At 71.2% G+C, this 17,065-nt stretch carries 19 protein-coding genes; 9 read left to right on the top strand and 10 right to left on the bottom strand.

The annotated features are described in order from the left end of the window. Nucleotides 1-187: 187 nt before the first annotated feature. The 3 genes from ABZ098_RS12835 to ABZ098_RS12825 all read left to right on the top strand — a co-directional run bounded on the left by ABZ098_RS12835 (nt 188) and on the right by ABZ098_RS12825 (nt 1,952). A complete protein-coding gene (locus ABZ098_RS12835) occupies nt 188-787 on the top strand; it encodes a histidine phosphatase family protein (RefSeq protein ID WP_356590137.1) in 600 nt (199 codons plus the stop codon). A gap of 69 nt (nt 788-856) precedes the next feature. Then, the gene (locus ABZ098_RS12830) at nt 857-1,480 is read left to right on the top strand and encodes a hypothetical protein (protein WP_356590135.1); all 624 of its coding nucleotides are present in this window, start codon (nt 857-859) and stop codon (nt 1,478-1,480) included. Nucleotides 1,481-1,535: 55 nt separating this feature from the next. Then, nucleotides 1,536-1,952 carry an acyl-CoA thioesterase gene (locus ABZ098_RS12825; RefSeq protein WP_356590133.1) on the top strand — a complete coding sequence of 139 codons (417 nt, stop codon included), beginning with the start codon at nt 1,536-1,538 and terminating at the stop codon, nt 1,950-1,952. A gap of 1 nt (nt 1,953) precedes the next feature. Here the strand turns inward: ABZ098_RS12825 and ABZ098_RS12820 are convergent, their stop codons facing one another. Continuing rightward, nucleotides 1,954-2,349 (bottom strand): helix-turn-helix domain-containing protein, encoded by a 396-nt coding sequence (locus ABZ098_RS12820; RefSeq protein WP_356590131.1) that lies wholly within the window; start codon nt 2,347-2,349, stop codon nt 1,954-1,956. A gap of 127 nt (nt 2,350-2,476) precedes the next feature. On the opposite strand from ABZ098_RS12820, the gene ABZ098_RS12815 reads away from it, so the two are divergent. Continuing rightward, nucleotides 2,477-3,907 carry an MFS transporter gene (locus ABZ098_RS12815; protein WP_356590129.1) on the top strand — a complete coding sequence of 477 codons (1,431 nt, stop codon included), beginning with the start codon at nt 2,477-2,479 and terminating at the stop codon, nt 3,905-3,907. A 212-nt stretch (nt 3,908-4,119) separates the two neighbouring features. On the opposite strand, the gene ABZ098_RS12810 is transcribed toward ABZ098_RS12815, so the two are convergent. Next, on the bottom strand, nt 4,120-4,995 hold the full coding sequence (locus tag ABZ098_RS12810; RefSeq protein WP_356590520.1) for an NAD(P)H-binding protein: 876 nt from the start codon (nt 4,993-4,995) through the stop codon (nt 4,120-4,122). 87 nt (nt 4,996-5,082) lie between these two features. Between ABZ098_RS12810 and ABZ098_RS12805 the strand changes: the two genes are divergently transcribed. Together ABZ098_RS12805 and ABZ098_RS12800 are read left to right on the top strand one after the other, a co-directional pair. Next, entirely contained in the window at nt 5,083-5,880 is a 798-nt protein-coding gene (locus tag ABZ098_RS12805) for a helix-turn-helix domain-containing protein (protein ID WP_356590127.1), read from the top strand. A 97-nt stretch (nt 5,881-5,977) separates the two neighbouring features. Continuing rightward, a complete protein-coding gene (locus ABZ098_RS12800; RefSeq protein WP_356590125.1) occupies nt 5,978-6,787 on the top strand; it encodes a chitosanase in 810 nt (269 codons plus the stop codon). Here ABZ098_RS12800 and ABZ098_RS12795 read toward each other — a convergent pair. The 7 genes from ABZ098_RS12795 to ABZ098_RS12765 all read right to left on the bottom strand — a co-directional run bounded on the left by ABZ098_RS12795 (nt 6,772) and on the right by ABZ098_RS12765 (nt 12,357). After that, nucleotides 6,772-8,136: a nucleobase:cation symporter-2 family protein gene (locus ABZ098_RS12795; protein WP_356590123.1), complete on the bottom strand. Its 1,365-nt coding sequence runs from the start codon at nt 8,134-8,136 to the stop codon at nt 6,772-6,774. The two genes, ABZ098_RS12800 and ABZ098_RS12795, sit on opposite strands and share 16 nt — an antisense overlap. Nucleotides 8,137-8,356: 220 nt before the next feature. Continuing rightward, nucleotides 8,357-9,733, bottom strand: coding sequence for an 8-oxoguanine deaminase (locus ABZ098_RS12790; RefSeq protein WP_356590121.1), 1,377 nt, complete (start codon nt 9,731-9,733; stop codon nt 8,357-8,359). 116 nt (nt 9,734-9,849) lie between these two features. Continuing rightward, nucleotides 9,850-10,746 (bottom strand): factor-independent urate hydroxylase, encoded by an 897-nt coding sequence (gene pucL, locus ABZ098_RS12785; protein ID WP_356590119.1) that lies wholly within the window; start codon nt 10,744-10,746, stop codon nt 9,850-9,852. 8 nt (nt 10,747-10,754) lie between these two features. Beyond that, the gene (uraH, locus tag ABZ098_RS12780) at nt 10,755-11,150 is read right to left on the bottom strand and encodes a hydroxyisourate hydrolase (RefSeq protein ID WP_356590117.1); all 396 of its coding nucleotides are present in this window, start codon (nt 11,148-11,150) and stop codon (nt 10,755-10,757) included. A 2-nt stretch (nt 11,151-11,152) separates the two neighbouring features. Further along, nucleotides 11,153-11,665, bottom strand: a complete 513-nt coding sequence (gene uraD / locus ABZ098_RS12775; protein WP_356590115.1) for a 2-oxo-4-hydroxy-4-carboxy-5-ureidoimidazoline decarboxylase — start codon at nt 11,663-11,665, stop codon at nt 11,153-11,155. A gap of 84 nt (nt 11,666-11,749) precedes the next feature. After that, nucleotides 11,750-12,058, bottom strand: coding sequence for a helix-turn-helix domain-containing protein (locus tag ABZ098_RS12770; protein WP_356590518.1), 309 nt, complete (start codon nt 12,056-12,058; stop codon nt 11,750-11,752). A gap of 47 nt (nt 12,059-12,105) precedes the next feature. Continuing rightward, complete coding sequence (locus ABZ098_RS12765; RefSeq protein WP_356590113.1) at nt 12,106-12,357, bottom strand: hypothetical protein; 252 nt, start codon at nt 12,355-12,357, stop codon at nt 12,106-12,108. Between the two features lie 139 nt (nt 12,358-12,496). On the opposite strand from ABZ098_RS12765, the gene ABZ098_RS12760 reads away from it, so the two are divergent. The 3 genes from ABZ098_RS12760 (at nt 12,497) to ABZ098_RS12750 (ending at nt 14,920) form a co-directional block, all read left to right on the top strand. Continuing rightward, nucleotides 12,497-13,318 (top strand): TIM barrel protein, encoded by an 822-nt coding sequence (locus tag ABZ098_RS12760; protein WP_356590111.1) that lies wholly within the window; start codon nt 12,497-12,499, stop codon nt 13,316-13,318. Nucleotides 13,319-13,345: 27 nt separating this feature from the next. Next, nucleotides 13,346-14,260 (top strand): 2-hydroxy-3-oxopropionate reductase, encoded by a 915-nt coding sequence (locus ABZ098_RS12755; protein WP_356590109.1) that lies wholly within the window; start codon nt 13,346-13,348, stop codon nt 14,258-14,260. A gap of 420 nt (nt 14,261-14,680) precedes the next feature. Then, nucleotides 14,681-14,920: a hypothetical protein gene (locus ABZ098_RS12750; protein ID WP_356590107.1), complete on the top strand. Its 240-nt coding sequence runs from the start codon at nt 14,681-14,683 to the stop codon at nt 14,918-14,920. Nucleotides 14,921-15,150: 230 nt separating this feature from the next. On the opposite strand, the gene gcl is transcribed toward ABZ098_RS12750, so the two are convergent. Continuing rightward, on the bottom strand, nt 15,151-16,935 hold the full coding sequence (gcl, locus tag ABZ098_RS12745) for a glyoxylate carboligase (protein ID WP_356590105.1): 1,785 nt from the start codon (nt 16,933-16,935) through the stop codon (nt 15,151-15,153). Nucleotides 16,936-17,065: the final 130 nt, after the last annotated feature.

The raw sequence follows: 17,065 nt of genomic DNA, 5'->3' as shown, positions 1-17,065 counted from the left end.
GTCACGGGGCGGATGTGGGTGGGCTCGCGGGGCGGGATGAAGGGTCGGCCGATCCGTTGGGGAACAGGGGGCGGGCCCCGGCTTTCCCGCCTGGCCCGCCCACCCCTGGCCGTCCGGCCCAGTTCGTCCTGCGCGGCTGGGGAGCCGTGTGGGACCGTGCTGGAAGACGAGCGGGAAGGGCGGGCCTGTGGGTGATCTCTTTCTGGTGCGGCACGGGGAGACCGAGTGGTCGCGGTCCGGGCGGCACACCGGCTGGACGGACGTGCCGCTGACCGAGCGCGGCCGGGAGGAGGCGCGCCGTCTGGTGCCGCTGATCCGTTCCCACCGCATCGGCGCCGCCTTCGTCAGCCCCCTCCAGCGGGCCCGGGAGACCGCCGAACTCATCGGGCTGCACGACCTGCGGGTCGACGTCGATCTGCGCGAGTGGGACTACGGCGGCTACGAGGGCGTCACCACCGTCGAGATCCAGCGGGAGCGTCCGGACTGGTTCCTGTTCACGGACGGAGTGGCGCCCGGCCCGCCCGACCACCCCGGGGAGAGCCCGGAGCAGGTCGGCGAACGGGCCGACCGCGTGCTGGCCAAGGTGGACGCGGCGCACGCGAACACCGAGGGGTGCGTGGTGCTGGTGGCACACGGCCACTTCCTGCGGGTGCTCACCGCCCGTCGGCTCGGTCTGCCCGCCTCGGCCGGGGCGCTGTTCCAGCTCGCGACGGGGACGCTGTGCCGGCTGGGCACCGAGCACGGGCGGCCGGTGATCGCCGGGTGGAATGTCAGACCCCCGTCGTAGCCTTCGAAGCGGAGGGGTCAGTGATCCGTACGGCCCGTCGTACGGCCCCTCCCCCGGAAGGAGCACGCCGTGTCGCGACCGCCCACCGCCGCGCAGCGGCTTGTCATCGACGCCGCCGATCCCGTCACCGGGCGGCTGAGGGGCACTGAGGCCCAGCTGGACGCGCTGGTGAAGCGCGGGCTGGCCTTCCGGCATCCGCGGCCGCCCCACGACCACTTCCTGACACCGGCCGGGCACCGCGTGCGGGAGACGGTCGAGGAGGAGCCGGAGCGGCCCGCGGAACCGGCCTCCGGGGTGTTCGCCGCGCACGTCGGCGGCACCGAGGAGGCCGCCGACAGCGGTCCGGCCCGGGCGCGCGAGGTGCACAGCGCCTGGCAGGGGCTGCTGGAGCTGCGCCGGATGACCAACCCCGACGGGGCCACGGACCGGCCGTGCGGCTGGGAGCGCGCGCATCTGGTGCAGGCGACCGCGCTGGCGCTGGAGGCGGCCGGGCACGCGCCGGAAGCGGGGGGCGCGCCCGGCTACCGGGTGCGGGCGACCCCGCAGCCCGAGGCCGTGGCCGTGCACGCGCCGGACGGCGGGACACTGCGGGCCTGCGCGATCACCCTGGAGCGGGCCGGCTGGCAGGTCGGCGAGTACACGGAACCGCGGACCAGGGCCCGGTACCTGCTGGCCTCGCCGCGCCGGGTGTAGGGGGCACATGTCAGGATCGGGTCCGGCAACTGCCTTGGCGTGAGAGGGGATTGACGTGAGCGAGCCGTTTTCCGTGCCGGTGACCGTGCGCGGGTACGAGACGGACGTGCAGGGCCACCTCAACCAGAGCGTGTACCTCAACTACGCGGAGCACGCCCGCTGGTCGCTGCTCAGGGCCGCCGGGATCACCCAGGCCGAGCTCATCGGCAGCGGGGTGGGCCCGGTGGCGCTGGAGACCACCATCAGCTACCGGCGCGAGCTGCTGGCCGGTGACGAGGTGGAGGTGACCTGCGCCTTCGAGTGGGGCGAGGGCAAGACCTTCCGCATACGGCAGACCATCCGCAAGAAGGACGGCACGGTGGCGGCCGAGATCACCGCGGTCGGCGGGCTGATGGACCTCAAGGAGCGGCGCCTGGTCGCGGACCCCGGTGAGGTCTTGAAGGGCCTGGCCACGGACCCCGGCCTCTTCTAGCTCAGACCGGCTCCGGTTCCCGCTCGGCGTCGTAGGCCGCCCGGGCCTCGGCGATGTAGACCCTGTTGCGCTCGGCCCAGTCGGTCAGGCGTTGCAGGGTCTCGTGCAGTTCGCGGGCGACCGGGGTGAGTTCGTACTCGACCCTGGGCGGCACCGTCGGATGGACGGTGCGGGTGACGAGACCGTCGCGCTCCAGGTTGCGCAGGGTCAGGGTCAGCATGCGGCGGCTGATGCCCTCGATGCTGCGCTCCAACTCGGTGAAGCGGATGGGCCCGTGGGCGGCCGCGACGAGGATCTGCACACTCCATTTGCCGGAGACCCTGTCAAGAACTTCCCGCACCGGGCACGCGTGCGCGTTCACCACCTGGACGGTTACACCGGTGTTCCTCTGGGACATCGAACTGCCTCCTTACGGCGCTCCCCATGGTCACTGACGATGTTCCCCGTTACAAGTCGTGCACCAAAGCCACTTGTCGGAACAAGCCACTTGTCGGAACCCATGGAAACGCGGAGGCCACGCCACCATGACAGCCGTCGTCGAAACCCCGACGCGAACGCCGCACCGGACGTACTCCCGCTGGACGGCTCTCGTCGTCCTGTGCGCGGGCACCCTCATGACGATCCTGGACGGCAACATCGTCACGGTCGCCATGCCGGCCGTCCAGAGCGACCTCGGCTTCTCGGGGCCGGGCCTCGCGTGGGTGGTCAACGCCTATCTGATCCCGTTCGGCGGGCTGCTGTTGCTGGCGGGCCGACTCGGCGACCTGGTCGGCCGCAAGCGGATGTTCACGGCGGGGCTCGCCGTGTTCACGGCGGCGTCCGTGCTGTGCGGGGTGGCCACCGGCCAGGGCATGCTGATCGCGGCGCGTGCCCTTCAGGGCGTGGGCGGGGCGATGACCTCGGCCGTGGTGCTCGGCATGCTGGTCGCGCTGTTCCCCGAGCCGCGTGAACGGGCCCGCGCGATCGCGGTGTTCAGCGCGGTGGGGGCAGCCGGCGGGGCGCTGGGCACCTTCCTCGGCGGGGCGCTGACCCAGGCCCTGAACTGGCACTGGATCTTCCTGATCAACCTCCCGATCGGGATCGTCGCCCTGGTGGCGGCCGTCCGGGTGCTCGCCCCGGAGGACGGCGAAGGGCTCGGCCGGGGTGCGGACTTTCCGGGAGCCGCGCTGGTGACGGGGGCGCTGATGCTGACGGTGTACGTGATCGTCGGGTCCGGCGACCGCGCGCCGGCCACCACGCTGTTCCTGGGCCTGGCCGCCGTCGCCCTGTTCACGGCGTTCGTCCTGCGCCAGGCCCGTGCCGCCCGCCCGCTGCTGCGACTGCGGCTGTTCGGCTCCCGGTTGCTCTCCGGCGCGAACGCCGTACAGATCCTGATGATCGCCACGATGTACGGATTCCAGTTCCTCGGGGCGCTCTACGTCCAACGTGTCCTGGGATTCGGCGAGTTGCTCACCGGTACGGCGTTCCTGCCCGCGCCGGTCGCGATCGGGGTGCTGATGCTGGGGCTGTCGGCACGGACCATCGGGCGGTTCGGCGCGTACCGGGTCCTGCTGGCGGGACTCGCCCTCATCGTCGCCGGGATGGCCCTGCTGAGCCGTGCCCCCGCCGACGGTTCGTACCTCGCGGACGTCCTTCCGCCGCTGCTGTTGCTGTCCGTCGGCTTCGCGGCGGCCATGCCCGCGCTGACCGGGCTCGCCATGTCGGGGGCGCGGGAGGAGGACGCGGGGCTGGCGTCCGGGTTGTTCAACACCACGCAGGTGGTGGGGGGTTCGCTGGGCCTCGCGGTGCTTTCGGTGCTGGCGGCGAACCGGACGGAGGGGTTGCTGGAGCACGGGACGGCCCTGGTCGCGGCCACGGCTGAGGGGTATCAGCTGGCGTTCGGGGCGGGGACGGGGATAGCGGTGGGCGCCTTGGTGTTGGCTGCCGTGGCGCTGCGGCCGCGTACGAAGGGATGAGCCGCCTTCGGAGGGGACGCGCTCTGTGTCTCGCGGCCACGGGTTCGCCGTGGCTGGTCGCGCGGTTCCCCGCGCCCCTGGGTGGGGCGGTCGCGGTGCCGGCAGCCGAGCCCCGAAGGGCGCGGGGAACTGCGCGACCGGCCCCCGCCGACCCGCAGTCAGGATCCAGCCTCGGCCCCCGCCCCCGCCGGCCCTCAGTCGGGATCTCGGCGTCAGCCCACGCCCCCTCCCCCGCCGAACAACCCCGCGTGGGCCTGCGCCCACTCCCGGTACGTCCGCGCCGGGCGCCCCAGTACTTCGCTCACATCCGGCGTGACCACCGCGTTCCCTCCCTCCGCCACGAAACGGATGCTCCGCAGCATGCCGTCGGCCGACTCCTCGCTCCAGCCGAAGGCGATCAGCCGTGCACGCGTCTCGAGCGGGGTCAGGTCACGGAGTTCGACCCGGCGGCCGAGCACCTCCCCCAGCACGGCCGCCTGGTCCCGGGGGCTGAGCGTCTCGGGGCCGGTCAGGGTGTACGTCCGCCCCGCGTGCCCCGGACCGACCAGGGCCTCGGCCGCGATCTCGGCGACATCGCGCGGGTCCACGACCCCCTGCCGGCCCGAGCCCAGCATGTTCGGCACCGGCTCCCCCGAGCGGAGTGCCCCCGCCCAGCTCGACGTGTTCGACGCGAAGGCCGAGGGCCGCAGGATCACCCACTCCAGGCCGCTCTCCCGGACCGCCTCCTCGCCGTGTCCATGGGCGATCCCGCCCAGGCCCGTCCTCGGGTCCCCCGCGCTGATCGCGGAGAGCTTCACCACGCGCCGTACCCCCGCCGCCCGGGCCGCCGCCACCATCCCCCGGTCGCTGTCGGCGTCCTCCGGACCGAAGACACCCACGAGGAGGGCGGCGTCGGCGCCCGCCACGGCCGACGTCACGGAGTCGAGGTCGCGATGGTGCCCCCGGGCCGCCTCCGCTCCCGGCGGCAGCCCGGCCCGCCCCGGGTCGCGGGTGAGGGCGCGCACCTTCTCGCCGCGCGCCAGGAGCCGTCGTACGACATCACTTCCGATGGTGCCCGTGGCACCCGTGACAAGGATCATGGGCACCACGGTGGGCGCGGTACCGCCCGCGCCGATAGGAGATTCCGGCACGTTTCGCGCGCCCGGAGCCCCGGGCCCCGCGCTTACGGTGGATGCGTGACCAACTCCGTTTCCGAGCGCGGCCCGCGCACTCCCGACCCGCTGGGTCCGTGGATCGCGGGGATCGGGGTCCTGGCCGTGGAGGCGGATCCCCGGGAACCGTTCGTCCGGCTGCCGGACCCCACGACCAAGGTGATCGTCCGCAGCGAGGCGCGGGGCCGGCCCACCCTGCTGGTCTCGGGGCCCCGGGTCCGGGCCACGTACCACGAGGGCAAGAGGGACGTGTCCTGTGTGGAGGTACGGCTCGCGCCGGGCACGACCCGGCCGCTGCTGGGCGTCCCCGCGGCCGACCTCGTCGGACGGATCGTGCCGCTGGGCGCGCTGCCGGGCCCGGCCGCGCGGCGGTTGGCGTACGAACTGGGGCGGCTGGAGCCCGAGGACGTGGCCGTCCGGCTCGCGGACGTCCTCCCGGACCGGCTGCCCAGCGCGGCCGACGGGGCGCGCGCCGAACTCCTGCGGGCCGCGGTCGCCGCCCTGTCCGTCCGCTCGGGCCGCACACCCGGTCATGTCAGCGAGGTCGCCCGTGAACTCGCCGTCAGCGAGCGGCAGTTGCGCAAGCTGTTCAGCGAGGGGGTCGGGCTCTCGCCCAAGCACTACGCCCGCATCGACCGCGTCCGGACCGTGCTCGCCCGTGCCACCGAGCTGGCCCCGGCCGAACTGGCCGCGGTCACCGGCTACTACGACCAGTCCCACATGACGTCCGACTTCCGCACCCTGATGGGCGTCCCGCCGCGCTCCTACTTCTCGGGACGGCTTCCCGCTCCCCGCGCCTGCCAGGTGATCGACCGACCGTGATCCGCCTTCACAGTGACCTGCCGGCGCCCCCTCAGGGCATTCCCAAGCCGGCGTGCGACTCTCAATGCCCTTTCCCGGCGCCCCACTTGGAGACGACGTGGCATTCCTGTCCAGAGCTGCCGCCCGCCGCACCCTGCTGGCCGTCCTCGGAGCCGGAGTGCTGAGCGCCCGGTGGCCGTCCGCCGAGACCTCGGGCCCGGCCGAGCTGGACGACCCGGTCAAGAAGGACCTCGCGATGCGGCTGGTGTCGAGCGCGGAGAACTCCTCGCTGGACTGGGAGGCGCAGTACGCGTACATCGAGGACATCGGGGACGGCCGCGGCTACACCGCCGGCATCATCGGCTTCTGCTCCGGTACGAGCGACATGCTGGCGCTGGTCGAGCTCTACACGCGGCGGGTCCCGGACAACCCCCTGGCCCCGTATCTGCCCGCGCTGCGCGCGGTGGACGGCACCGGTTCGCACGACGGGCTTGACCCGGGTTTTCCCTCGGCCTGGCGGGAGGCTGCGAGGACCTCGGAGTTCCGCGCGACACAGCGGGACGAGCGGGACCGCGGCTACTTCGACCCGGCGGTCGCGCGCGCCAAGCGGGACGGTCTGGGCACGCTCGGCCAGTTCATCTACTACGACGCGATGGTCATGCACGGCCCCGGCGCCGACGCCCTGAGCTTCGGCGGCATCCGGGACCGGGCCCGCGAGCGGGCGGACACCCCCGCCGAAGGCGGCGCCCAGACGACGTTTCTCCACGCCTTCCTCGACGCCCGGGTGAGGGCGATGAAGCAGGAGGCCGCGCACCATGACGTGAGCCGGGTCGAGACGGCCCAGCGGGTCTTCCTGGAGCAGGGCAATCTCGACCTGGACCCACCGCTCAAGTGGAGGGTGTACGGGGACAGTTACGAGATCGGCTGAGCGGGGACGGCCTCCATGGGGTGGGTGACCTCCTGGGCGTCCTCGCCCCGGCCCAGGTGGTTGAAGACCAGGTTCAGCGCCACCGCGGCGACGCAGCCGGTCGAGATGCCCGAGTCCAGGACGATCTTCGCGGTCTCGGGGAAGGCGTGGTAGAACTCCGGCGCGGTGATGGGGATGATGCCGACGGCCAGCGACACGGCGACGATCAGGACGTTGTTGTCCTTGTCCAGGCCCGCCCTGACCAGGGTCTGGATGCCGCTGGCGGCCACCGAGCCGAACAGGACCACTCCGGCGCCGCCGAGCACCGGACGCGGTACGACGGCGATGAGCGAGGCGGCCATGGGGCACAGGCCCATCAGCACCAGGAAGGCGCCGCCGGTGGCGACGACGTAGCGGCTGCGGATCCTCGTCATCGCGACGAGCCCGATGTTCTGCGCGAAGGCGCTGCACATGAAGCCGTTGAAGAGGGGGCTGACGGCCGAGCCGAGGGTGTCGGCGCGCAGTCCCGCGGCGATGGTCCGCTCGTCGGCGGGCCGTTCGACGATCTCGCCCAACGCCAGCATGTCCGCGGTCGATTCGGTCATGGAGACCACCATCACCACGCACAGCGACAGGATCGCGGCGAGCTGGAACTGCGGGGCGCCGAAGTGGAACGGGGTCGGGAAACCGACGACGGCCGCGTCGGCGACCGGGGCGAAGTCCGTCGCGCCGAAGGGGATCGCGAGGAGGGTGCCGGCCACCAGGCCGAGCAGCACGGCGACCTGCTTGACGAAGCCCCGCGTGAAGCGTCGTAGGAGCAGCACGATCAGGAGCGTCCCGGCGGCCAGGCCCAGGTTGGTCGTGGAGCCGTAGTCCCGTGCCGCGGGGTCGGGGCCCTGTGCCCAGCCGAAGGCGACCGGCAGGAGCGAGACGCCTATCAGGGTGATGACGGTGCCCGTGACGACCGGTGGGAAGAAGCGGATCGCCTTGCTGAAGAAGGGGGCGGCGAGGAAGCCGAGGAGTCCGGCGACGATCACCGCGCCGAAGATGACCGGCAGGGCGTCGGACCTGTCGTCGGTGGAGGCGACGATCGCGGTCATGGGGGCGACACCGGCGAAGGTGACGCCGTTGACGAAGGGCAGCCGGGCGCCGATCCGCCAGATGCCGAGGGTCTGGAGGAAGGTGGCGAGGCCCGCGGTGAACAGGCAGGCGCCGGTGAGGAAGGTGAGGTCGGCGGCGGAGAGGCCGATGGCCGCGCCGACGATCAGGGGCGGGGCGACGACTCCCGCGTACATGGCGGCCACGTGCTGGAGGCCCGTGGTCGCCATCTTGAGAGCGGGGAGCTTTTCGTCGACGGGGTGGACTGACACTGCGGCTCGCCTCCGGGCGGTTACACGGCTGCCGAGAGGCGGTGCCGTGGGTTTCATGGAGGTGGTGCGAGTGGTCGTGCGGGACCGGGAACGGGGACCGTTCCGGGGCGCGTGCGTCCAACACGCGCCCCGGGCACGGCCGCCGCGGACACCACAAAGGCGTCCACGGCCGCCGGCCGGGAGCCGTCCCTCCCGGCCGGAGATCGATGCCGTACGGGACTCAGTGACCGGCGATGCGGGCCAGGCGCTGGGCCTGTTCCCGGGTGGAGCGCGCCACGGCGTCCTCGTCGACGTGCAACAGGCGTCCGTCCTCGACGATCTGACGACCATTCACGAAGGAGGCCGTGACCGGTGCCGCAGCACCGAAGACCAGCGCGGTCACCGGGTCGGCGATGGAGGCGTGGGCGAGGGTGTCGAGCTTCCACAGCACCAGGTCGGCGAGCTTGCCCGCCTCCAGGGAACCGGTCTCGGCCGCGCGGCCAAGGACCTGGGCGCCGCCGTAGGTGCCCAGACGCAGCGCCTGGCGGGCGTTGAGAGCCGCTTCCCGGTGGGCGCCGAGGCGGTTGATGAGCAGGGCGTTGCGCAGCTCGGTGTGGAGTTCGCCGGACTCGTTGGAGGCCGTGCCGTCGACTCCGAGGCCGACCGGGACGCCGGCCGCGAGCATGTCCGGGACCCGTGCGATCCCCGCCGCCAGACGGGCGTTGGACGAGGGGCAGTGGGCCACACCCGTCTTCGTCCGGGCGAAGGCGGCGATGTCGGAGTCGTTCATGTGGACGCAGTGCGCCATCCACACGTCCTCGCCGAGCCAGCCGGTGGACTCGAAGTAGTCGGTGGGGCCCATGCCGAACAGTTCCTTGCAGAACTGCTCCTCCTCGACCGTCTCCGAGCCGTGGGTGTGCAGCCGTACGCCGAGGCGGCGGGCCAACTCGGCGCCTTCACGCAGGAGTTCGGTGGAGACCGAGAAGGGTGAGCAGGGGGCGACGGCGACCTGGGTCATCGCGTCGAAGGAGGAGTCGTGGTGCTCCTTGACGGTCGCCTCGGTCGCGGCGAGGGCGCCCTCCAGGGTCTCGACCGCGAAGTCCGGGGGCAGGCCGCCGTCCTTCTCGCTGCGGTCCATGGAGCCGCGGGCGAGGGTGAAGCGGACGCCTGTCTCGCGGGCGGCGCGGATGATCGCGCCGGACAGGTCGCCGGAGCCGGCGGGGAAGACGTAGTGGTGGTCCATGGCGGTGGTGACGCCGCCGCGGGCCATCATCGCGAGCGAGCCCTGCGCCGCCGCGTAGACCATCTGCTCGTCGATGCGCGCCCAGGTCGGGTAGAGGGCGACGAGCCAGTTGAAGAGGTTGTGGTCGGTGGCCAGGCCCCGGGTGATCCACTGGTAGTAGTGGTGGTGGGTGTTGACCAGGCCGGGTGTCACCAGGTGGCCGGTGGCGTCGATACGGCGGTCGACGTTCTCCAGGCCTTCCGGCGCCCTGCCCGCGCCGAGCGACTCGATGCGGTTGCCGGCGATGACGACGTAGCCGCTCGGGTACTCGGTGTCGTGCGCGTCCACGGTCGCGATCGAACAGTTCTCGATGACGATGCGCCGGTCTGCTGCCATGGTTCGTCCTTTGCGCTGGGGTGGAGAGGGCACGGCAGGACCCCGGGAGTTTGAGTGCCGCGGCCGGAGGGCCGTTCCGGAGCCCTTGCCCGGCCGCGGGTGCCGCGATGGAGTTGCTAGAGGTTGGTGAGGTCCACCGGGATCCTCGGCTCGACGCCGTCCCGCAGGACGGTCGCCTCGATCAGGCCGTAGGGCCGGTCGGCGGCGAAGTACACCTCGTTGTCGTTCTTCAGGCCGAAGGGCTCCAGGTCGACCAGGAAGTGGTGCTTGTTGGGCAGCGAGAAGCGGACCTCGTCGATCTCGTCGCGGTTCTCGATGATCCGCGCACCCATCTGGTACAGGGTCTGCTGGAGCGAGAGCGAGTACGTCTCGGCGAACGCCCGGAGCATGTGGTCCCGCACCTGCTCGTAGGACGCCTCCCAGTCCGGCGTCTCCTGCTGGTCGTCCGTCCAGTTGAAGCGCCAGCGGGCGGAGACCTCGGTGGCCAGGATGCGGTCGTACGCCTCGGGCAGGGTCGTGTACTTGTCCTTGACGTAGCCCCAGAACTCGGAGTCGGTCGAGTTCATGACGGTGAGGTCCTTGAGCCCGGAGACGACCTCCCAGGAGGACCCGTCGTACGTGATCTGGGTCAGGCGGGTCTCCTGGCCCTTGCGGACGAAGGAGTGCGCGCCTTCCTTGCCGTGCTCGATCCGCTCCCAGGAGTACTCCTCGATGCGGATCCGCGCGGTCCTGATCGGCTCCTGACTCGTGACGAAGTGGCGGGCGAGGTGGATGCCGAACTGCTCGGCGGACTCGATGCCGTGCTCCTTGGCGAACGCGTACACCGTGTTCTTGGTGGTGTCGGTCGGCAGCACGTTGGCGTTGGAGCCGGAGTAGTGGACCTCGTCCATGTCGCCGCTGAGCGACACCGAGACGTTGAGGTCCTTGATGTGGTGGGTGGCGCCGTCCCGCGTGATCTTGACGACTCGGTTCTCGGCCTTGCCGTACTGGTTCTGTCCCAGGATCGTGGGCATGGTGTCTGCTAGCTCCCTCGGTATACGGAGTAGCCGAACGGGTTGAGCAGCAGCGGTACGTGGTAGTGCTCGCCCGGCACGACGGCGAACGTGATCGCCACCTCCGGGAAGAACACACCGGCACCGCTGTCCCGATTCGCGGGGGCGTCCTGCTGCGCATCGGCTTGCTTCTTCGAGAAGTACGGTTCGACCTCGAAGTCGAGCCGTACGTGGGTGGTTCCCTCCGGCAGCGCCGGCAGGTCCTTGCACCGTCCGTCGCCGTCGGTCGCGGAGCCGCCGATGGCCTGCCATGCGGCGTCCCGGCCGGCGCGGGCCGCCAGCCGGACGGCGACTGCTTGGGCGGGGCGGCCGACGCTGGTGTCCAGGATGTGCGTGGACACGGACGCGGTGGTGCTCGTGCTCATGGTCAGGCGTCCTCTTCGACGATGCGGGCGAGCCGGATACGGTTGATCTTGCCCAGCTCGGTGCGGACGATCTCGCGTTCCCGCTCCGGCGGGTTGCCGATCCGCTCCTTGACCGCGTCACGCATCTGCTCGGCGGTGCGGCCGGTCGCGCAGATCAGGAAGACATGGCCGAACCTCTCCTGGTACGCCAGGTTCAGCTCCAGCATCTGCGCCCTGAGCTCCTCGGAGGCACCGGCCATGCCGCGCTGCTCGCGGGCGGAGGTCGGGTCACCGGGCTTGGGGCGGCCGATCGGCGGGTGACCGGCCATGGCCTCGGCGAGGTCGTCGGCACTCAGCTCGCCCATGGCGGTGTCGCTGGTGGTGTACAGGTCCTCGACGGTCGCGTAGGGGCGGGCGGCGAGCAGACGCCGAACCCACGCCGTCGAGGCGCACGCCTCAAGGAGGACGGCGTGGGCCGCGTGCTCCTCCAGGACGTTGAACCGGGCCAGGCCGGGGGACGTGGAAGTCGAAGTCACGGGAGTCAGCTAACGCCCCCACGCGACATCACGTCAACACTTTGTTGAAAATTCGGGGTTACGAAACCCGGCGGGGTGAGCTGCCTACGCTTTGTCCCTGTTCAGGTAGTTGTAGACCGTGAAGCGACTCACCCCGAGGGCGCTCGCCACGGTCTCCACGCCGTGCCGTACGGAGAAGGCGCCGCGCGCCTCCAGTATCCGTACGACCTCCTGCTTGGCCTTGCGGTCCAGGTCGGCGAGCGGCTTGCCCTGCTTGCGCTCCATGGCGGCCAGGATGTGATCGAGGGAGTCCGCGAGCTGCGGCAGCCGTACGGCGACCACGTCGGCGCCCTCCCAGGCGAGCACGACGTCGTCGGGGCCGGCCTCGTCCGGCGGGAGCATCTCGCCGCCCATGGCGTCGACCAGCGGCTTGACCGCCGCGATGAACGGCTCGTCGGTGCTCACGCGTCGGCCTCCCCGAGCACGTTCACCTGGAGGGAGATCCGGGTGGCGCCGGCGGCCAGGGTCCTGCGCAGCAGGGCGTCCACGGCGGTGAGCACCTCGTCGGCGCCGCCTTCGGCCGTGTTGCCGAACGGGCCGACGTCGACCGCGTCCAGTTCGGCCGCCTCGATGACCTCCCGGGCCACGAGCGCGTGCGCCGGGGCCTCGTCGAGGTCGAAGGGTTCGGTCGTGAACTCCACTCTCAATCGCACGCGCACAACCTAACCCGAGGTGCGGTTTTCCGTCGGGCCCTCTTGACAACGCCTTCGACCCGACGGCAATCTTCCAATAAGCAGAAACTAACTTCCGCATTACGGAAATACTCGACACGGAAGGGAGCGCCAGGACCCCATGGGATTCACGGAGCAGCGCTTCAACGTCAACCTGTCGATCCTCTTCACGGAACTCCCGCTCCTGGAGCGCCCCGCGGCCGCCGCCGCGGCCGGCTTCACCGCGGTCGAGCTGTGGTGGCCCTGGATCGACACCCCGACCCCCGAGCGGTCCGAGCTCGACGCCCTGAAGAAGGCGATCGAGGACGCGGGCGTCCAGCTCACGGGCCTGAACTTCTACGCCGGCCGACTGCCGGGCCCCGACCGCGGCGCCCTGTCCGTCCCCGGCGAGGAGTCGGAGCGCTTCCGCGCCAACGTCGACGTGGCCGCCGACTTCGCGGGATCCCTCGGCGCCACGGCGCTCAACGCCCTGTACGGCAACCGTGTCGAGGGGGTGGACCCGGCCGAGCAGGACGCGCTCGCGCTGGAGAACCTGGTCCTCGCGGCCCGCGCGGCCGACCGGATCGGCGCGATCCTCCTGATCGAGGCCCTCAACAGGCCCGAGTCGCCGTCGTACCCGCTGGTGAGCGCGCCCGCGGCGGTGGGGATCGTCGACAAGGTCAACGCCGCGACCGGCCTCGGCAACGCGAAATTCCTGATGGACCTCTACCACCTTTCCATGAACGGCGAGGACCTGCCGGCGGTGATCGAGGAGTTCACCGCGAAGACCGGCCATGTGCAGATCGCCGACAACCCGGGCCGCGGCGCCCCGGGCACCGGCTCACTGCCCCTCGACGACCTCCTCGACCAGCTGAAGAAGGCGGGCTACGACGGCTGGGTCGGCCTCGAGTACAAGCCGGGCGACCGCCCGAGCGCCGAGGCCTTCGACTGGCTGCCCCGCTGACCCCCCTTTCCTGAGAGGCACCCCATCATGAGCAACCTCGCGCATTCCTCCCACCCAGCCCGCCCGGCGATCGCCTGGATAGGCCTCGGCATCATGGGCTCCCCCATGTCCGAGAACCTGGTCAAGGCGGGCTACGACGTCACCGGCTTCACCCTCGAACAGGACAAGCTGGACCGGCTGGCCGCCGCCGGTGGCCGCGCCGCCGGTTCGATCGCCGAGGCCGTGCGGGACGCCGACGTGATCATCACGATGGTGCCCGCCTCCCCGCAGGTAGAGGCCATCGCGTACGGCCCCGAGGGCATCCTGGAGAACGCCCGCTCCGGCGCCCTGCTGATCGACATGTCCTCGATCACCCCGCAGACCTCGGTCGACCTGGCCAAGGCGGCCGCCGAGAAGGGCATCCGGGTCCTGGACGCCCCCGTCTCCGGCGGTGAGGCGGGCGCGATCGAGGCCGTGCTGTCCATCATGGTCGGCGGTGAGCGGGCCGACTTCGACGAGGCCCGGCCGGTCTTCGAGGCGCTCGGCAAGACCATCGTGCTGTGCGGTCCGCACGGCTCGGGCCAGACCGTGAAGGCCGCGAACCAACTCATCGTCGCCGTCAACATCCAGGCGTGCGCCGAGGCCGTGGTCTTCCTGGAGAAGTCGGGCGTGGACCTCAAGGCCGCGCTGGACGTCCTGGGCGGCGGTCTCGCCGGCTCGACCGTGCTGGCGCGCAAGAAGGACAACTTCCTCCAGCGCGACTTCAAGCCCGGCTTCCGGATCGACCTGCACCACAAGGACATGGGCATCGTCACCGACGCCGCCCGCAATGTCGGCGCGGCCCTGCCCGTCGGCGCCGTGGTCGCCCAGCTCGTCGCCAGTCTGCGCGCGCAGGGCGACGGCGGCCTGGACCACTCGGCACTGCTGCGGGCCGTGGAGCGCCTGTCGGGCACCCAGGTCTGACACCCCCAAGACTCCGGGCGGCGCCCTCGCTGACATTTGTCCTGTCGCGCCCAGGCGGTGGCGTCGCCCGGAACCACCCCGGCCCCCGAGGCCGGAGAACGTGGTCGCGAGGAACCTCGCTCACCACGGAGACTCCCTGCCCGCACCCGACGCGCCCGGCGACCCGGATGAGGGGTGGTCGCCCGGTACCGGGTGCGGGCAGGGGCAGGACCGCGGCGGCCGGCGAGCCAGTGCGGTGGTGAAGGTCCCGGGCCCTCCTTCTTCGACCTGAGGGAAGGAGCGCGCCCCGGTTCCGTCGCGGCCGCCGCGGTCCCGGCAAGACCCGCGCGAACGCGGAGCGCCGGATACGGACGGTCCCGTATCCGGCGCTCCGCCGCGTTCCGGGGTGCGGATTCCGGCGGGGCGCAGGACGCTGAAGGCATGGCAGCACATCCAGCACAGCATCCTCATGTCGTGGTGCACGCCCCGGCGCTGGACGGGTCGCGGCGGGTCACCGCGGACGACGAGAACCTCGGCGTCGCCTCGCACCTGGACGACGTCGTCGAGCTGCTCCGGCTCGCCGACCTGGACCGGATCGAGGTCGAGGACGACGACATCGTGGAGTGGCAGGGCGGCGGTCCGGACGACTGGCCGGGGCTGTCCGAGCACCACGAACGGTGAGCGGACGTACGACTGCGGTCGTACCCCTGCCACGGAATCCTCAAATCAACCTCTGAACATGGGTCAGGGGGCTTCAACTCACCCCCGCCTCGGGCACATTCTCTACACGTGAGGGCCCGCCGACACGGGGGCGGCGGGCCACACGACGGGGGACGGCTTCGGGGGGAGCCGGGCACGGGAAAGGGCGGTTCCACCTTCACGGTGGGACCGCCCTTCGGCCGTTCGGGGTGTCAGACCTTCAGCGGCTTGATCGACGTCGGGGCGTGGGCCGGCTCCGTCGCGATCTCCTCGAACTCGACCACGTTGCCTATGTCGTTCGTCGTCGACATCGAGATGTTGGTGACCCGCTCCAGGATGGCCTCGACGACGACCGGCACCTGGAACTCGGCGGCGAGCTTCTTCGCCTGCTCCAGGGCCGCGCCCAGTTCCGCCGGGTCGGTCACCCGGATCGCCTTGCAGCCGAGGCCCTCGGCGACCTTGACGTGGTCGACGCCGTAGACGCCCAGTTCCGGGGAGTTGATGTTCTCGAACTCCAGGTTGACCTGGAAGTCGATGTCGAAGGCGCGCTGGGCCTGGCGGATCAGGCCCAGGTAGGAGTTGTTCACGAGGACGTGGATGTACGGGATCCGGTGCTGGGCCCCGACGGCCAACTCCTCGATCATGAACTGGAAGTCGTAGTCGCCGGAGAGGGCGACGACCTGTGCCTCCGGGTCGGCCTTGGCGACGCCCAGGGCGGCCGGGATCGTCCAGCCGAGGGGGCCCGCCTGGCCGCAGTTGATCCAGTGCCGGGGCCTGAACACGTGCAGCATCTGGGCGCCGGCGATCTGCGAGAGGCCGATCGTGGAGACGTACCGGGTCTCCGGGCCGAAGGCCTTGTTCATCTCCTCGTAGACACGCTGCGGCTTGATGGGGATGTCGTCGAAGTGCGTACGGCGCTGGAGGGTCGCCTTCTTCTCCTGCGCCGAGGCCGCCCACGCCGAGCGGTCGGGGAGCCGGCCCGCGGCCTTCAACTCCCCCGCCACCTCGACGAAGAGCTCCAGGGCGGCCTTGGCGTCGGAGGCGATGCCGTAGTCCGGGGCGAAGATCCTGCCGATCTGGGTGGGCTCGACGTCGACGTGCACGAACTTCCGACCGGCCGTGTAGACGTCCAGCTTGCCGGTGTGGCGGTTGGCCCAGCGGTTGCCGATGCCGAGGACGAAGTCGGACTCCAGGAATGTGGCGTTGCCGTAGCGGTGCGAGGTCTGCAGGCCCACCATGCCGGCGTTCAGCTCGTGGTCGTCGGGGAGCACGCCCCAGCCCATCAGGGTCGGGACGACCGGGACGCCGGTCAATTCGGCGAACTCGACCAGGAGTTCGGCGGCGTCGGCGTTGATGACACCGCCGCCGGCGACGATCAGCGGGCGCTCGGACGCGTTGAGGAGACCGAGCGCCTTCTCGATCTGCGCGCGGCTCGCGGCCGGCTTGTAGACCGGGAGCGGCTGGTACGTCTCCGGGTCGAACTCGATCTCGGTGAGCTGGACGTCGATCGGCAGGTCGATGAGGACGGGGCCGGGGCGGCCCGAGCGCATCAGGTGGAAGGCCTGCTGGAAGACGCCGGGGACCTGGGCGGCCTCCAGGACGGTGACGGCCATCTTCGTCACCGGCCCCGCGATGGAGGCGATGTCGACGGCCTGGAAGTCCTCCTTGTGGATCACGGCGGTCGGGGCCTGGCCGGTGACGCACAGGATCGGGATGGAGTCGCCGGTCGCGGAGTACAGGCCGGTGATCATGTCGGTGCCGGCGGGGCCGGAGGTTCCGATGCAGACACCGATGTTGCCCGGGTGGGTCCTCGTGTACCCCTCGGCCATGTGGGACGCGCCCTCGACATGGCGGGCGAGGGTGTGGTGGACGCCCCCGGAGGCTTTGAGCGCGGCGTAGAAGGGGTTGATCGCCGCGCCGGGGACCCCGAACGCGTCCGTCACACCTTCGCGCTTGAGGATCTCAACTGCCGCGCGGGCAGCGGTCATTCGAGCCATCGAGTACTCCTGCTTCGACTGCTTCTACTGGTTCGGCTGTCGGATGCGTACTCCCGTCGCGCCCCGCGGCGAGCACTTCCGTATTTAATTCCACATTGCGGAATTTATTTTCTACTATCTGGAAGCAATG

Source organism: Streptomyces sp. NPDC006335, from assembly GCF_040612795.1.
In the GTDB taxonomy this organism is placed as follows: Bacteria; Actinomycetota; Actinomycetes; order Streptomycetales; family Streptomycetaceae; genus Streptomyces.
The sequence above is the reverse complement of the archived record's forward strand: the minus strand, read 5'-3'. Positions and strand labels throughout refer to the sequence as shown.

Coding starts and splice junctions, on each gene's coding strand:
- gcl (WP_356590105.1), bottom strand. CDS start 16,935: ATGGCTCGAATGACCGCTGCCCGCGCGGCAGTTGAGATCCTCAAGCGC.
- uraH (WP_356590117.1), bottom strand. CDS start 11,150: ATGAGCACGAGCACCACCGCGTCCGTGTCCACGCACATCCTGGACACC.
- ABZ098_RS12760 (WP_356590111.1), top strand. CDS start 12,497: ATGGGATTCACGGAGCAGCGCTTCAACGTCAACCTGTCGATCCTCTTC.
- ABZ098_RS12750 (WP_356590107.1), top strand. CDS start 14,681: ATGGCAGCACATCCAGCACAGCATCCTCATGTCGTGGTGCACGCCCCG.
- ABZ098_RS12820 (WP_356590131.1), bottom strand. CDS start 2,349: ATGTCCCAGAGGAACACCGGTGTAACCGTCCAGGTGGTGAACGCGCAC.
- ABZ098_RS12815 (WP_356590129.1), top strand. CDS start 2,477: ATGACAGCCGTCGTCGAAACCCCGACGCGAACGCCGCACCGGACGTAC.
- ABZ098_RS12755 (WP_356590109.1), top strand. CDS start 13,346: ATGAGCAACCTCGCGCATTCCTCCCACCCAGCCCGCCCGGCGATCGCC.
- ABZ098_RS12770 (WP_356590518.1), bottom strand. CDS start 12,058: ATGGGCGGCGAGATGCTCCCGCCGGACGAGGCCGGCCCCGACGACGTC.
- pucL (WP_356590119.1), bottom strand. CDS start 10,746: ATGCCCACGATCCTGGGACAGAACCAGTACGGCAAGGCCGAGAACCGA.
- ABZ098_RS12790 (WP_356590121.1), bottom strand. CDS start 9,733: ATGGCAGCAGACCGGCGCATCGTCATCGAGAACTGTTCGATCGCGACC.